The following is a 13,851-nucleotide window of genomic DNA, read 5'->3' as shown; positions in this document are numbered from 1 at the left end:
CATGACCCATGCCGCCGCGGACGCGACGGAGGGGGCCGGCCACACCGACGCCGCCCCCCACCTGTCCCTCCTGAACGCCGGTTGGAGCACGCTCTGGACGCCGGACCCGCCCCGCGAGGGCGCCTGCGGCGCCGACCGGATCCGGGACCTCGCCGCGAACGGCTACGCGGCCCTCGCGATCCCCCGGGAGTTCGGCGGCGCGGGCGCGACCCTCGTCGAAGTGGCCGCCGCGCAACGCGCGTTGGGCATGGCCGACCCGTCGGCCGCGATCGCGCTCAACATGCACGCCTTCACCGTCGGGCTGATGGCCGACTACTGGCGGCGCCACCGGGACTCCAGCTGGATGCTGCTCGAGGGGATCGCCCGGACCGGCGCCCTCGTCGCGTCCGCGTTCGCCGAGCCCGGAGGCAGCCCCAACTTCATGAGCAGCCGCTCCGAGGCGGTCCGGACCGCCAAGGGGTACCGGGTGTCGGGAACGAAGTTCCCCTGTTCCCTCGCCACCACGGCCACCCTCGTGTGCCTGACGGCCCGGGTCACCGGGACCGACGACACGATCCTCGCCCTGTGCCCGCGTACGTCCCCGGGCCTCACCGTCGGTGAGGAGTGGTCCTCGCTCGGCATGACCGGCTCGGACACGGCCGGGCTGGTCCTGCGCGACGTGGAACTGGACGACCGGCTCGTCTTCCACCGGGGCCCCGCCGACGTCATCGACGACAACGTGATCTCCGGGATGGTCTGGTTCGCGGTCCTGCTGAGCGCCACGTACCACGGTGTCCTCAGCGGGCTGCTGGACCTGGCGTACCGCCAGGTGATCCGGGCGGGGACCCACGGTCCGAGGACCGCCCTCCTCGGCCGCGCCACCCGGGAACTGCTGACCCTCGGCGGAGCCTGCCGCCAGCTCGCCGCGGACGTCGCCTCCGGCGCGGTCGCGGGGCGGGCCGCGCTGGCGGCCGCCGTCGGCCTCAGGGCCTCGCTCAGTGACACCCGTGACCGGGTGCTCGCCGCCGTGACGCCCGTCATCGGCGGCCGCCTGTACGGAAAGGGGCAGGCGGCCGCCTCCCTCCTCGTCGACTCGCTCGCCGTCCACCACCATCCGCCGTCCCTGCTGACGTGCGACGACGTGGTCGGCGCCTTCTGTACGGGACGTGAGATCAGCTTCGATCCGGCCGCCTGAGCCGCCCAGCCCTGCCCGAAGGAGACACACCGCGATGCCCCACGTCGAGGTCAACCTGCCCATCAAGGCCCCGGCGGCGGACGCCTGGCGTGCCGTCACCCGCCTCGAGGACTACGCCGACTACATGGAGAACGTCGAATCGGTCACCGTGCTCGGCGCCTCCGAGAGCGGAGCCCGTACCAGCGCGTGGTCGGTGCTGCTGAAGGGCTCCGTACTCGAATGGGTGGAGGAGGACGAACTCGACGAAGCGAACCGCGTGATGTCGTTCTCCCAGACGTCCGGGGACCTGGACGAGTTCACCGGGTACTGGCGCGTCGACGACCGGGGCGACGGCACCTCGGTGGTCGTCTTCTCGGTCGACTTCGAGATCGGCATACCGCTGCTGGCCGACATGCTGAACCCGGTCGCCGCCAAGGCGCTGCGCGAGAACTCCGAGCACATGCTGCGTGCCATCGAGCGCCGGATCACGGTCTCGTGACCGCCTCCGTACGCGTCCTGGTGACCGGCGCCACCGGCGCCGTCGGCGGGGCCGTGATGCGCGCGCTCACCGCGGCGGGACACCGGCCCCACGGCGTCAGCCGCCGCGGGGGGACCGGAGCCCGCCAGCACGTCTGGCAGGCCGGGCGGGAGGCCCCGCCGCCCGCACTGCGCGGCCCCTGGGACGCGGTGGTGCACTGCGCCGCCGACACCCGCTGGAACCTGCCCTTCGACGAAGCCGAGCAGGCCAACGTCGCCCCGCTGCGGGCGGTGCTCGGCCTGACCAGCCCGCGGACCCACCTCGTCCACCTGTCCTCCTCGTACGCCACCGGCCTCGCCGGGGACACCACCTCGCCCTCCCCGGAGTCCTACCGCAACTCGTACGAGTGGTCCAAGGCCGCGACCGAACGCCTGGTCCACGCCGAACGGCGGAGCGCCGACATCGTCCGCTTCCCCGTGGTGATGGGTGCCCGGGCCGACGGACTCCTGGACCGCTACAGCGGCTTCTTCTGGCTGCCCACGTCCCTGTGCAGCGGCGCCGTCCCGGCGATGGTGGCCGAGGAGAAGGCCCTGCTGGACATCGTCAGCACCGACGACGTGGCCGGACACGTCACACGGCTCGTCGGCGACGGCCCGCCGGCCGGCACGAGACTGTCGGTCCTCGGCCGCGGCGACCGGGCCCAGCCGGTGGCCGCGGCCTTCGAGACGGTCCGCGCCGCCCTCAACACCTGGCGCGGCGAACACGGGGTGCCCCCGCTGGAGCGCCTGCCGTCGATGACGCCCGAGCAGTGGAACCGCTTCTACCTGCCCTTCGCCGAGGAACACCTGGACCGGGCGCAACTGCTCCGGGTCACCGCGTTCCGCGCCTACCAGGGATACCTGTCGGTCACGGAACCGTTCGAGATCACCCACCGGGTGCCCGACACCGCCCTGGTGCTCCACCGCTCCATCCGCCGCTGGGCACAGACCCACGCGAGCGCCGCCCGCCGGATCCCCCGGCCGTGGCGGACCTGACCGGTACGCGCCGCGGACACGGCGCCGCGGGGAACTGACCGAAGGTGCAGGCCGGCCCGCCGGGGCCGGAGTGCCGCCGTTCGCCCAGGAAGGAAGAACCGCCATGAAGAACATTCGCGTCGCGTTCGCCGGCGCAGGCAACTGCGCATGGAGCTTCGCCCAGTTCGCCGCTCAGGCGCAGGCCGACCCGGACACCAGGCTGCCGGGACTCATGTGCCACACGCTCGGCGGCTACCGGCTCGCCGACGTCCGGATCGTCGCGGCGTTCGACGTGGACGCGGCGAAGGTCGGACTGCCCCTCGCGGAGGCGTTCACCGCGCCCGCCATCTCCGCCACCGGCTTCACCGCGCTCGGCGCCGACCGTGACGCCCCGGTCCTCCCGGCGCCCGTGCTCGACGGCCTCGCGGGCCCGCTCGGCGCGGTCATCCCGGTCGCCACCGCCGCCCGGGACGCCACCCCGGAGGACGTGGCCAAGGCCCTCGTCGAGTACGAGGCCGACGTCCTGGTCATCGCCCTGCCCACGGGCGCCTCCCAGGCCATCCGGATGTTCGCCCAGGCCGCGCTCACCGCCGGGACCGCCGTCGTCAACTGCACCCCGGAGGAGCTGGCCCGGGACGAGAACCTCAGCCGCAGGTTCGCCGACGCGGGGGTCGTCCTGCTCGGCGACGACCTGCGCAGCCACCTCGGCGCCACCTGCCTGCACACCACCCTCATCGAGCTGCTCCTCAGCCGCGGCCTGGAGCTGGAGAGCACCTACCAGCTCAACGTCGGCGGGAACACGGACTTCCTGAACCTCGCGGACACCGCGCGCTCCGCCTCCAAGTTCACCTCGAAGGCCAACGCGCTGCGCGCGGCGGGAATGACCGACGTCGACGGGGTCGCGGGCCCCGCCGGGTTCATCGGGCACCTCGCCGACACGAAGCTGTGCTTCGCCAACATCACGGCGAAGTCCGTGCTCGGCTCGCAGGTGCGCATCGACATCAAACTCACGGTGGAGGACAGCCCGAACGCCGCCGGTGTCATCGCCAACGCCGTGCGCGCCGCGAAGACCGCCGGCGACCGGGGCCTGTCCGGCGCGGTGGACGGCCCCTCCCCGCTGCTCTTCAAGAGCCCCCCGCACGGTCTGCCCGAATCCGAGGCCAGGACCGCGTTCCTGGACTTCGCCTCCTGAGCCGCCCCCCCCGGTCACCGAACAGAGAGACGGTCAATGCTGTCCATACAACGGGACTCCCGCTCGGTCGAGGACCTGCCCTACGAGCTGGTCGAGCGCAAGGGAGTGGGCCACCCGGACACCATGTGCGACGCCATCGCGGAGCGCATGTCCCGCTTCTACTCCCTCCACTGCCTCAAGGAGTTCGGCGGGGTCGCCCACCACTGGTTCGACAAGGTCACGCTCTACGGAGGCGGGGCCGACACCGGCTACGGGCGGGGCGAACTCACCTCGCCGTACCGGGTGATGGTCTTCGGGAAGGCCGCCTTCCGGGTGGGGGCCGTCGAGATACCCGTACAGGAACTCGTCTTCCGCGCGGCGGCGGACGTCCTGGCGGAGGTCACCACCGGCTTCGACGCCACCCGCCACCTCGTCGTCGAGCTCGGTGTCGTCGACCACCAGGGTTCGGGCCGCGGCCGCTCCCGCTACCAGCCCGCCTCGCCGCGGGACCTCGTACCCCTGCGCTCCGGCGGGCTGGTGTCCAACGACACCAACCTGCTGCACGGTTACGCCCCGCTGTCCCGGCTGGAGAGCGTCGTGCTCGGGCTGGAGCATCTCGTCAACGGCGCCTCCTTCAAGCAGCGGCACCCGGACTCGGGCTGGGACGTCAAAGTGTTCGGCAGCAGGCGCCGGGACGCCTTCAGCCTCGTCGTCAACATGCCCTTCCTGGCGGCCCGCATCGAGTCGATGGACCACTACCTGGCGCGCAAGGCCGTCGTGCGGGAGGAACTGGAGGAGTACATCGCCTCCCTCGGCATCCGCGACGTCCGGCTCCTGGTGAACGCCACCGACCGCAACGGCCGTCCCTACCTCACCGCGCTCGGGTCCGTGGCCGACACGGGCGACGTGGGCGTCGTCGGCCGGGGGAACCGGGTCAACGGCCTCATCACCCCCATGCGTCCCATGAGCATCGAGGCCCCCGCCGGCAAGAACCCCCTCGACCACACCGGGAAGATCTACAACGTCATGGCCATGCGGCTGGCCCAGCAGGTCCACGAGGAGTTCGGCGGACCGGCGCAGGTCCACATCTTCACCTCCAAGGAGGCCCCGCTCGAGCACCCCGACGAGGTCGTCGTGACCACCCCCGACGCGGACGAGCCGGCCCTGCGGGCCCTGGTGGAGGCCACCGTCGCGGGCTCCGCCGACCTGACGGTCGAGCTGATCGAGAACGGCATCACGCTGTGGTGACCGCCCGGGAGGCGCACGCCCTCGTCGCGCGGGCGCGCGCCACCGGACCGCGCACGGACACCGGGCCGCCGCCGACCGCCCCGCCCGCGACCGGCAGCCACTTCGTGGTCCTGGTCAAGCCCGAGGTGATGACGCCGGCCGGGGCGCCCGAGGCGGCCGCGGAGGCGGTACGGGTGCTCGGCGAGGCGCAGGCGGACGTGCGCCGCGCGGCCGTCGTCCCGGCGGGGGAGTTCGCGCGGCGCGGGTACCTGCTCCTGCACTACCCGCGCCTGCACCGGCTGGCCGCGGACGGGCCCGCGGCCCTCACCTCCGCCGCCCGGCGGGAACTGCGCTCGCTGCCGGGCGCGACGGGGACCGGCGACGTCTTCGGGGCCTACGAGGCGATGACCCGGGAGGCCGCCCTCACCCCCCAGGCCCTGGACGAACGCTGCCGGGGCGCGGGCATCCACCGGCTGGGCTCCGGCTCGTACGCCTCGGTGACCGTGCTGAACGGCCGCCCGGTGACCGTACTGAACGGATTCCTGCCGGCCCTCGCCGAGGGCTACACGGGATCCGGGGCGCTCGTCGCGCTCCTCGAATGCCACAGCCGACGCGAGATCGCGGACTTGCGCGGGGAGGTGCTGGGAGCGCTCCATCCCGCGCGGGCGGCCCCACGTTCCCTGCGCGGCGCTCTGGGGGCGCTGGCCCGCGACCAGGGCATCGCCGTCTCCGAGGGGCGCAACGCCGTCCACCTGTCGGCGGGGCACCTGGAGGGCATGTTCCAGACCTGGCGGTACTTCGCGGCGGCCGACGGGCGGGGTATCGGCAGCACCGCCTTCGGCGCGAGCCTGGCCGAGCGGGGCGTGCCGGAGGCTTCGGCGGCGGAGTTCGCCGACGACCGCAACCTCACCGGGGACTCCGGGGAGACCTTCTCGCCGCACGGCGCCACCGAGGGGCTGCGCCGCGAGGACGCGCTCGACCACGTACGCGCATGGACCGCAGGAAAGGGGCTGGGGACGACATGAACACCCTCGAACGGGGGCTCGCCGGGCGCACCGCCGTGGTGACCGGCGGCGCCCAGGGCATCGGCGCCGCGGTGGTCGGGAGGCTGTGCGCGGAGGGATGCCGCGTCCTCGTCCTCGACAAGAGCGCCGAGCACGGCCGCGCCGCGGTGAAGGCGTGGCGCGAGCACGGTCACGAGGTGAGCCTGGCGGTGGGCGACGTCGTCGACGAGGAGACGGTACGGGCGGCCTTCGCCGGTCTGCCGGCCGGCTGGCCGGCGCCCACCCTGCTGGTGAACCTCGCCGCGGGCTTCGTCTTCAAGGGCCTGGACGCGACCCCGCAGGAGTGGCATGCCGCACTCGACCCCACCATCATCGGACTGGCCCTGGTCACCCGTGAGTTCGTCGCCGGACTGCCGCGGGAAGCGGCCGGAGCCGCGATCGTGAACATGGCCTCCGTCTCGGCGCACATCGCGCAGAGCGGATACCTGACCTACAACACCGGCAAGTCGGCGGTACTGGGCTTCACCCGCTGCGCGGCCCAGGAACTGGCCCCCCGGGGCGTCCGGGTCAACTCGGTGAGCCCCGGGACGGTGTGGAACGCCAACAACGAGCGTCACCACCGCGAGGCCCTCGGCCTCGACCGGGCGTCGGCCGAGGCGGCCCCGGAACACGGCGGGAAGTTCCTGCTGGGACGGTTCGCCGACCCGGAGGAGATCGCGGCGCCGATCGCCTTCCTGCTGTCCGCCGAGGCCGGCTTCATCACCGGCACCGACCTGCCGGTCGACGGCGGATACCTGGCGGTGTGAGCGGTGATCGATCTGCACACCCACCACCAGCGCTGCGGGCACGCCACGGGCACGCTGCGGGACTACGTCACGGCAGCGCTCGACCGCGGCGTCAAGGTCCTCGGACTCTCCGACCACACCCCGATGTTCGCGGAGGAGGAGGACCACGCGCTGCCGCGCGTGGCGATGCCGAAGTCACAGTTCCCCTCCTACATCGCCGAGGCCCTCTCCCTCAAGGAGGAGTTCGCGGGCAGCATCGAGATCCTCGTCTCCACCGAGGCCGACTTCTTCCGCGGGCGGATGGACGCGTACACGAAGGCGCTGAGCGCGTACCCCCTGGACTACGTCATCGGTTCGGTCCACATGTTCGAGGGCCGGGACATCTTCGACGTGACCCGCTGGGAGAACGTCGGGGACGACGACCTCGGCGCGGTCAAGTCGCGCTACTTCCGGGAGATCGCCGCCTGCGCCCGGTCCGGCCTGTTCCACGTCATGGGCCACGTGGACGCGCTGAAGGGCAACCACCCGCGGCTGGGCGCCGCTCCCGCGCCCGCCGCTTCCGACGAGATGCTCCGCGCGATCCGGGACTCCGGCGCGGTGATGGAGATCAACACCTCCGGCGGCACCAAGAGGTGCGGCGGCTGGTATCCCGAGTTCGACCTGCTCGAACGGGCCCACCACTTCCGGGTCCCGATCACCTTCGGGTCCGACGCGCACGTCCCCGAACGGGTGGCCGACCAGTACCCGGAGGTGGCCAAGGTGCTCGGCGACATCGGGTTCCGTACCTGGACCGTGTTCCGCCGCGGCACCCCCGTGACCCGCCCGCTGTTCTGACCGCCGCCGCGGCGGTCTTCTCCGCTGCCCTCCTGACCGCCGCCCCCGACACCTCGCAGCACGTTCCCGACCGTTCCCCGTGGAGTCCCCATGCTTGTCAGTGACCTCGTATCCCGTGACCCGGACGGGGCGGCCACCCGCTTCCTGCGCGTGCGGGACCAGACGTTGAGGATCGTCACCAATTCACCCGAGGCCGACGGTCTGGTCTCGGAGACCTTCAGCCTGCCGGGCATGCTCGGTGTCGGAGAGAGCGGCCCGGAGCGGGAGCCGGACCTGGTGATCGCCGACGTGGCCCAGGACCCCTCGGACGTCGCCGAGTTGCTCCAGCGGTCGGCCGAGACGGCCGTACACGGCGTGTACGAGCTCACGCGCCACTACCGGCAGCCGCGCTTCGACGGCGAGGGCCACACCGTCTTCGTGCTCCGGGACCAGAACTCCGACGAGGTGGCCGCCCTGATCCGTACCGAGGGGCGGATGACCCTGGTGCGCCCCCGGTCCGGGCTCGGGGACCGCTGGCTCACCCGGATCATCCGCGACGTGGCCACCAGGATCGCCAAGGCCGAGGGCTCACTGGTCCTGCACTCCTCCGCCTTCGCGCACGACGACGGCGCCTACCTGGTGATCGGTGACTCCGGGGCCGGCAAGTCGACGACGGCCATCGCGCTGGCCAGGCTGCTGCCCTCGGCCGGCTGGATGGGCAACGACCGCATGCACCTCGACCAGCGCGGACCGGGCTACCAGGTGACGGCCTGTCCGCTGCCGCTCGCGGTCAACAAGGGCTCCCTCGACGTCATGGGCGTCACCGACTTCGGATCCTGGAACGTGCGGGCGGGCTTCCCGCCGGCCGGATCGGACTGGGACCGGTTCCAGGGCGAGGACAAACTGAAGCTCAGCACGCGGGAAGTCGGCCGCCACCTCGGCGTCCGGGTCGTGCCGAACGCACCGCTGGCCGGTGTGCTCCTGCCCCGCGTGGACCGCGAGGCGGGCTACTCCCTCGCCCCCGCGAGCGCCGCCCACGCCGCCGAGGTGATCACCCGGAACTGCTTCTCCCTCGACGACAACCTCTACGGCGAGGACTGGCTGGAGGTCCCCGTCCGACGCCGGGCGGCGCCCCCCTCGGTCGGCGTCTTCCTGGAACACCTGGCGAAACTGCCCGTGCTGCGCTGCTCCGTGGGCAGCGCCGCCGATGTGGCGCGGCTCGCGGCCGACTTCGAGGACCGCGTCCGCCGGTGAGGGCGCCCGCCGGCACACGGTTCAGGACGCACCCGCCTCCAGCTCCGCGGCGGTCCGCGCGACCAGGTCCAGATTCCCGCGGAAACGCGTCCAGAAGCGCGTCAGCCACCCGAGGTACCAGGCCCCCAGGCTCGCGTCACGCCGCTCCAGCAGGGTCACGTGGCCGTGCCGGGGCAGGAACCACAGGGCGCCCAGGCGGGCCAGATCGCGGGCACCGGAGTACGGCAGGCCCAGCCGGCCGTGCAGCCGGCCCAGGAAGAGGGCCACCGCCTCCTGGTCCAGCGCGAAGTCACCCCGCCCCCTGCGGCAGGAGAGCCACAGCGCCTTGCCCGCGTCGGCGGGACGGCGGGAGAAGCCCGCCTCGTCCCAGTCGATCACCGTCAACCGGCCGGGACCGTCCGCTATCAGGTTGCGCCCGTGCAGGTCGCCGTGATGCACCAGCAGGCCGTCCGCACTCGTCAACCGGGCCGCCGCGAGCCGGAGTCCGGGCAGGTGCGCGTCCATGGCGCGGCCCAGACCCCGCCACTCACCGGTCAGGAGCGGGTCCACCAGCGACCGCTCCGACCGGGCTCCGGACAGCCACGCCGAGGCGTAGTCCCCGACCAGCGCGTCCTCGGCGCGGACCCCTTCCGCACGCGCCGCCAGAGCGGCCAGGACGTCGACGACCCCGTTGATGTGCCGCCGCGCGTCGTCCGCCGGGGCGCCGGGCGCGTACGGACGCACCACCACCAGCCCGGGCCGCCGCGCCCCGCGGAATCCCAGGGCGAGCACCGGCGGATACCAGGGCGCGCCGCGCAGGGCCGCATCGACACGGCCGATCCGCCGGAACTCCGCGGCGGAGGACCGCTCCGCGCAGTGCACCTTCACCGACAGCGCCCGACGGCCCCAGACCACCCGGTAGGAGGAATTGAGGCCCCGGCCGTCGAGGAGTTCGGCCTGTCCGGCGGCGATGAGCTCCAGGACCCCGGAGACGGTGGGCGGCGCGGCGCGCGTCACGAGGGGCGGCCCGGCGCACCGCCCTCGGGCCGGCCCGCTTCCGGACCGCCCTCGAACCAGTCGGTCACCGCGGCGACCAGCTCGTCCGGCGGCAGGGCGCTGTCCAGCCGCAGCACCGGGCACGTGAGCCCCGCCAGCCAGCGTTCGTCCTTGGACCGGCGGCCCGGCACGTCGGTGTCCTCGTAACCCCTCGCCCAGTCCATGAAGTCGTGGTGGGCCGCCTCCAGCGCCCCGCCGGAGCCGATGCCGTCCCCGTACCGGACGACCTCACGGCGCATCAGCCGGTCCATCCGGACCTTCGGGTCGATGGTCAGGAACACGACGCCGTCGGCCTTCGCGATGACGTCGTCGCCCCAGCCCCGCAGCGTCCCGGACAGCACCCAGGCGGCGCGCGGCACGAACAGCGCGTCCATCAGCGCCAGACGGGCCCCGACGGGACGCTTGTGGGTGTAGGGCGGGACGGTCGGCAGCCACAGGTAGTCGTCCACGTCCGCGTGAGCCGCCGCCCACAGGGTGGCGAGCGCGCGGGCGAGCGTGGTACTGCCCGCCCCGCTCGGCCCCGTGACGAGCAGTCGGTGCGTGTGCATCCGACGTCTCCCCTTCCTCGGGTGTCCCCTGACCGGGCGCACCAGACTAACCGGCCGGTCCGCCGGGCGACACGGCGCACGGGGGACGGGCCGCGTCGCGCCGGGCCGGAAACGGTCGCGCCGGGCCGGAACCGGGCGCCCCAAGGCCGGAACCGGCCCCCGCGGTACGGACAGATCCCCGGCCGGCGGCTACGCTCGCCGCCATGCCGAATGCACTCGTGTCCGGTGTCTCCCGCGGTCTGGGCGTCCATCTGTGCCGCGCGCTCCGGGCGGCCGGCTACCGCGTCCTGGGCGTGGGCCTGTCCCCCTCGCCGCGCGGCGACCACGTCGACGACTACCGGGTCGTCGACCTGCGCGAGCCGCTCGCCGACGACCTCTTCGCCGCCGAGGACGTCGACGTGCTGGTCGGCAACGCGGGCGTCTACCTGGACGATCCCCGGTCCGGCTACGGCGACCTCTTCTCGCTCACCCCGGAGGACCTGCGGGACACCTTCGAGGTCAACCTGTTCGGCACCGCCCGACTGGTCCTGCGCTACGCCCCCGGGATGCTCGCGCGGGGCTCGGGCCGGATCGTCTGCGTCTCCTCCGGCATGGGCCGCCTCCAGGACGCGGACGGGGCCTCCTTCGCCTACCGGTCGTCCAAGCTGGCGGCCAACTCCCTGGTCCTCTCGGTGGCCCGGCACTTCGCCGCGGCCCCCGGTGACCTGGCCTCCTTCGCGTACTGCCCGGGATGGATCCGTACGGGCATGGGGACACCGCACGCCCCCGGCGAGCCCGCCCCCGCCGCCGACGACCTGGTGCGGCTGCTGGGCGTGCCCGCCGCGCGGTCCAACGGCAGGTTCTTCCGGGGGCTCGGCGAACTGGGCTGGGACACCCGCGGGCCGATGGTGCCGGAAACCGGCTGAATGCCGGCCGAATGCCATCTCCGTTCCGCTCTGCGGAATCGCCCGGGACAGGTCCGGCCGTCCTTGTCATGATCGGCCGAGAAGACCGGGACCCGGCACGACACGGGCCCCCACCCAGACACGGGGGTGAGATGCGGCATGACACCGAGCGCACCCGCACACCGGTACACCGTCCGTTCGCACGCCGAGAGCACCGGCCTGACGTGCTCGCCGTCCGTGGCGGGGTACATCGACCGCCTCGCCCGCCCCTACCTGTCCCTCGAACGGGGCCCCTGCCCGCCCGGCGCCTGGGAGGTCGTCGCGGACACCGCGCCACCGGCGGGCGCCCGGCCGGAGACGGTCACCGCGCAGGGTGAGGAGAGCGTCCACTACGCGGTCGACCACGCCCGCAGGACCCTCTACCACCTGGCCCCCCGGGGCGAGGCGTGGGTGACCCAGTCCCTCCTGCGGGCGACCCGGGCGATCCACCGCTCGGCGGCGAGCCGGCAGGGCATGGTGTTCCTGCACGCCGGGCTCGTGGAACTGGACGGGCTGGGCGTCGCCCTCGTCGGCGGCAGCCGGGCCGGAAAGACCACCTTCGTCATGGCGAGCGTGCTGCACGCGGCGGGCGTCATGGTGTGCAACGACGACGTGAGCCTCACGGCGGAACCGGACGGCGGCGGGGTCCTCGGCGTCGGGTGGCCGCGGTCCGTCTCGGTACGGCTGGACACCCTGGACCTGCTGTTCGGGCGGGAGGCGGCGCGGGCGGCCCGGTCCTCCCTGACCCATCCCGCCAACGAGACGCTGGGGAGCCTGCGCGCGTCGGGCGTGGAGGAGCACGGGACCGCCCTGATCTACCCCTGGGAGTACGCGGCCCTGCTGGACACCCGCATCGGCCGGTCGGCGGCCGTCGACGCGATCGTCCACCTCAGCCTCGCCGACGACCCGTCGCAGACCGGCGCGGCAGACGTACCGCCGGCCGAGCGCGCCGGCCTGCTGGAGCGGCACGTCCTGGGCCTGCCCAACAAACACCTCAACATCTTCGGCCACGCACCGGACGCCGCCGCGGCCGGCCGGACCCGTGACGCCCTCGCGGCGCTGCCCGCCTTCCGCTTCCGGTACGCGTTCGAGGACGCGAGCCGGGAGGTGGCACGGCTCGCCGGTCACCTCCGCACCCGGGTGCCGGCGGCGTCGGTACGCCGCGGTCGCCGCCACGGGGGGCAGCGTTCGGTTCCCCGCGCCCAACCCACCTAGGGGGTGTCACCCACCCCACCCACCCCACCCACCCCATCCACCCGGCCGGTCACCGGCCGGGCCGTCGCACCCGACAGAGAGGGGCAGGGCAGCCGTGCTCTCCTTCCGCACACATGTCGCCGCGGTCACCGGCATGGACGACTTCGACGAGGAGTCCGTCCTCGCGAAGATCCACCTCGCCGACGACGACATCCTGATGCTGTCCGGTTCGCTCGTGGACGGCTCGGGCACCCCGTCCTCGGACTTCGACTTCTGCGTCATCGCCCGGTCCAAGGACGAGCGGTTCCACCGCGACACCTTCCCCCGCGAGCAGCACATGCGGTACTACACCAGCGGCGACCGGGTGAAGGCGAGCTTCGACTACCTGCCCCACAGCCTGCTCGGGGTGGACGTCGAATACTGGACGGCCGAGGAGGTCTCCGCCCTCCTCGCCTCGCACGCGCGGCTCTACGCCCAGATGCGGACCCGCGCTCGCAAGTCCTCCGGATTCGCGGCGTCGGCCGTCGACTTCCGCCTCCTGTCGCGCCTCACCTACGGGGTCCCGCTCACGAACGCCGCCGCGTACGCGGAGCTGACCGCCGCGGTGCGCCCCGGAGAGGTCGCCTACACGGCCTTCCGCGCGGCGGTCGGCAGCTACCCCGACTTCCGCGACCTGGCCGGCATGTGGGCGCAGGGAGACCACGCGTCGGCGCTGGTCGCGGCGCGGAAGCTGGGCGTCGACACCTTCCGGGGCCTCACGCACGTCCACGGCAACACCAACCGCAATCCGAAGTACCTGGCCCGCTTCCTCGCCCGCCTCACCCTGCCCGCCGAACTGACGCACCGGTTCGCCGAGCTGAACGCGTTCGGGGCCGGGGAGCGCGACGCCGCCGATGCCGTCCTGGAGTGGCTCGACCTCATCGACCTCGCCTTCGCCGAGATCCGGGCCGGGCGCGAGAAGGCAGCGGCGTTCGTCGGCCGCACGGACTTCCTCGGTCTGCTGCGGGAGGAACTGCACGAGAACCTGGCCTGGAACGCCGAGATCTCCAACGAGTACTGCTTCCGCGCCCGTGAGGCGGAGCCGGGCCTGCCCTCCCTGCGCGAGCTGCTCCACGCCATGACCGCCCGCGCCGCCGCCCCGCACCACCTGCCTCTCCAGGAGTGGGCGAAGGGCCGTACGGCACCCGCGGGGGAGAACAACAAGTCCGCCTGAGGGGCCGCCAGGCTCCGTCGACCACCTGGGGGAGACGCCC

General features: G+C 73.4%; 14 protein-coding genes. 12 read left to right on the top strand and 2 right to left on the bottom strand.

Going from position 1 to position 13,851, the window contains the following annotated elements:
* Position 1: 1 nt before the first annotated feature.
* From ABT106_RS01600 to ABT106_RS01560, 9 genes are all read left to right on the top strand, one after another.
* On the top strand, positions 2-1,174 hold the full coding sequence (locus ABT106_RS01600) for an acyl-CoA dehydrogenase family protein (protein WP_351270683.1): 1,173 nt from the start codon (positions 2-4) through the stop codon (positions 1,172-1,174).
* Positions 1,175-1,208: 34 nt separating this feature from the next.
* On the top strand, positions 1,209-1,652 hold the full coding sequence (locus tag ABT106_RS01595; protein WP_351270680.1) for a type II toxin-antitoxin system RatA family toxin: 444 nt from the start codon (positions 1,209-1,211) through the stop codon (positions 1,650-1,652).
* The gene (locus ABT106_RS01590; RefSeq protein WP_351270679.1) at positions 1,649-2,665 is read left to right on the top strand and encodes an NAD-dependent epimerase/dehydratase family protein; all 1,017 of its coding nucleotides are present in this window, start codon (positions 1,649-1,651) and stop codon (positions 2,663-2,665) included. The genes ABT106_RS01595 and ABT106_RS01590 overlap by 4 nt, the downstream gene beginning before the upstream one ends.
* A 103-nt stretch (positions 2,666-2,768) precedes the next feature.
* Positions 2,769-3,836: an inositol-3-phosphate synthase gene (locus ABT106_RS01585; protein WP_351270676.1), complete on the top strand. Its 1,068-nt coding sequence runs from the start codon at positions 2,769-2,771 to the stop codon at positions 3,834-3,836.
* A gap of 36 nt (positions 3,837-3,872) precedes the next feature.
* Positions 3,873-5,063 carry a methionine adenosyltransferase gene (locus tag ABT106_RS01580; RefSeq protein WP_351270673.1) on the top strand — a complete coding sequence of 397 codons (1,191 nt, stop codon included), beginning with the start codon at positions 3,873-3,875 and terminating at the stop codon, positions 5,061-5,063.
* Complete coding sequence (locus tag ABT106_RS01575) at positions 5,060-6,067, top strand: hypothetical protein (protein ID WP_351270670.1); 1,008 nt, start codon at positions 5,060-5,062, stop codon at positions 6,065-6,067. Before ABT106_RS01580 ends, ABT106_RS01575 begins: the two co-directional genes overlap by 4 nt.
* Positions 6,064-6,852: an SDR family NAD(P)-dependent oxidoreductase gene (locus tag ABT106_RS01570; protein WP_351270667.1), complete on the top strand. Its 789-nt coding sequence runs from the start codon at positions 6,064-6,066 to the stop codon at positions 6,850-6,852. The genes ABT106_RS01575 and ABT106_RS01570 overlap by 4 nt, the downstream gene beginning before the upstream one ends.
* A gap of 3 nt (positions 6,853-6,855) precedes the next feature.
* Complete coding sequence (locus ABT106_RS01565) at positions 6,856-7,665, top strand: histidinol-phosphatase (RefSeq protein WP_351270665.1); 810 nt, start codon at positions 6,856-6,858, stop codon at positions 7,663-7,665.
* Positions 7,666-7,755: 90 nt separating this feature from the next.
* The gene (locus tag ABT106_RS01560) at positions 7,756-8,898 is read left to right on the top strand and encodes a hypothetical protein (protein ID WP_351270662.1); all 1,143 of its coding nucleotides are present in this window, start codon (positions 7,756-7,758) and stop codon (positions 8,896-8,898) included.
* A gap of 21 nt (positions 8,899-8,919) precedes the next feature.
* Here the strand turns inward: ABT106_RS01560 and ABT106_RS01555 are convergent, their stop codons facing one another.
* Together ABT106_RS01555 and ABT106_RS01550 are read right to left on the bottom strand one after the other, a co-directional pair.
* A complete protein-coding gene (locus tag ABT106_RS01555; RefSeq protein WP_351270659.1) occupies positions 8,920-9,894 on the bottom strand; it encodes an aminoglycoside phosphotransferase family protein in 975 nt (324 codons plus the stop codon).
* Positions 9,891-10,481: a P-loop NTPase family protein gene (locus ABT106_RS01550; protein WP_351270656.1), complete on the bottom strand. Its 591-nt coding sequence runs from the start codon at positions 10,479-10,481 to the stop codon at positions 9,891-9,893. The genes ABT106_RS01555 and ABT106_RS01550 overlap by 4 nt, the downstream gene beginning before the upstream one ends.
* 203 nt (positions 10,482-10,684) lie before the next feature.
* Between ABT106_RS01550 and ABT106_RS01545 the strand changes: the two genes are divergently transcribed.
* The 3 genes from ABT106_RS01545 (at position 10,685) to ABT106_RS01535 (ending at position 13,811) form a co-directional block, all read left to right on the top strand.
* Entirely contained in the window at positions 10,685-11,386 is a 702-nt protein-coding gene (locus ABT106_RS01545) for an SDR family NAD(P)-dependent oxidoreductase (RefSeq protein ID WP_351270653.1), read from the top strand.
* A gap of 138 nt (positions 11,387-11,524) precedes the next feature.
* The gene (locus ABT106_RS01540; RefSeq protein ID WP_351270651.1) at positions 11,525-12,619 is read left to right on the top strand and encodes a phosphoenolpyruvate carboxykinase (ATP); all 1,095 of its coding nucleotides are present in this window, start codon (positions 11,525-11,527) and stop codon (positions 12,617-12,619) included.
* Positions 12,620-12,713: 94 nt separating this feature from the next.
* Positions 12,714-13,811, top strand: a complete 1,098-nt coding sequence (locus ABT106_RS01535; protein WP_351270647.1) for a hypothetical protein — start codon at positions 12,714-12,716, stop codon at positions 13,809-13,811.
* Positions 13,812-13,851 lie beyond the last annotated feature (40 nt).

Source organism: Streptomyces sp. NPDC002044, from assembly GCF_040296725.1.
Taxonomy (GTDB): Bacteria; Actinomycetota; Actinomycetes; order Streptomycetales; family Streptomycetaceae; genus Streptomyces; species Streptomyces antarcticus.
The sequence above is the reverse complement of the archived record's forward strand: the minus strand, read 5'-3'. Positions and strand labels throughout refer to the sequence as shown.

What these genes read in the sequence shown, in the direction of transcription:
- ABT106_RS01600 (WP_351270683.1), top strand. Translation starts at nt 2, where the DNA reads ATGACCCATGCCGCCGCGGACGCGACGGAGGGGGCCGGCCACACCGAC.
- ABT106_RS01595 (WP_351270680.1), top strand. Translation starts at nt 1,209, where the DNA reads ATGCCCCACGTCGAGGTCAACCTGCCCATCAAGGCCCCGGCGGCGGAC.
- ABT106_RS01585 (WP_351270676.1), top strand. Translation starts at nt 2,769, where the DNA reads ATGAAGAACATTCGCGTCGCGTTCGCCGGCGCAGGCAACTGCGCATGG.
- ABT106_RS01580 (WP_351270673.1), top strand. Translation starts at nt 3,873, where the DNA reads ATGCTGTCCATACAACGGGACTCCCGCTCGGTCGAGGACCTGCCCTAC.
- ABT106_RS01570 (WP_351270667.1), top strand. Translation starts at nt 6,064, where the DNA reads ATGAACACCCTCGAACGGGGGCTCGCCGGGCGCACCGCCGTGGTGACC.
- ABT106_RS01560 (WP_351270662.1), top strand. Translation starts at nt 7,756, where the DNA reads ATGCTTGTCAGTGACCTCGTATCCCGTGACCCGGACGGGGCGGCCACC.
- ABT106_RS01550 (WP_351270656.1), bottom strand. Translation starts at nt 10,481, where the DNA reads ATGCACACGCACCGACTGCTCGTCACGGGGCCGAGCGGGGCGGGCAGT.
- ABT106_RS01545 (WP_351270653.1), top strand. Translation starts at nt 10,685, where the DNA reads ATGCCGAATGCACTCGTGTCCGGTGTCTCCCGCGGTCTGGGCGTCCAT.
- ABT106_RS01540 (WP_351270651.1), top strand. Translation starts at nt 11,525, where the DNA reads ATGACACCGAGCGCACCCGCACACCGGTACACCGTCCGTTCGCACGCC.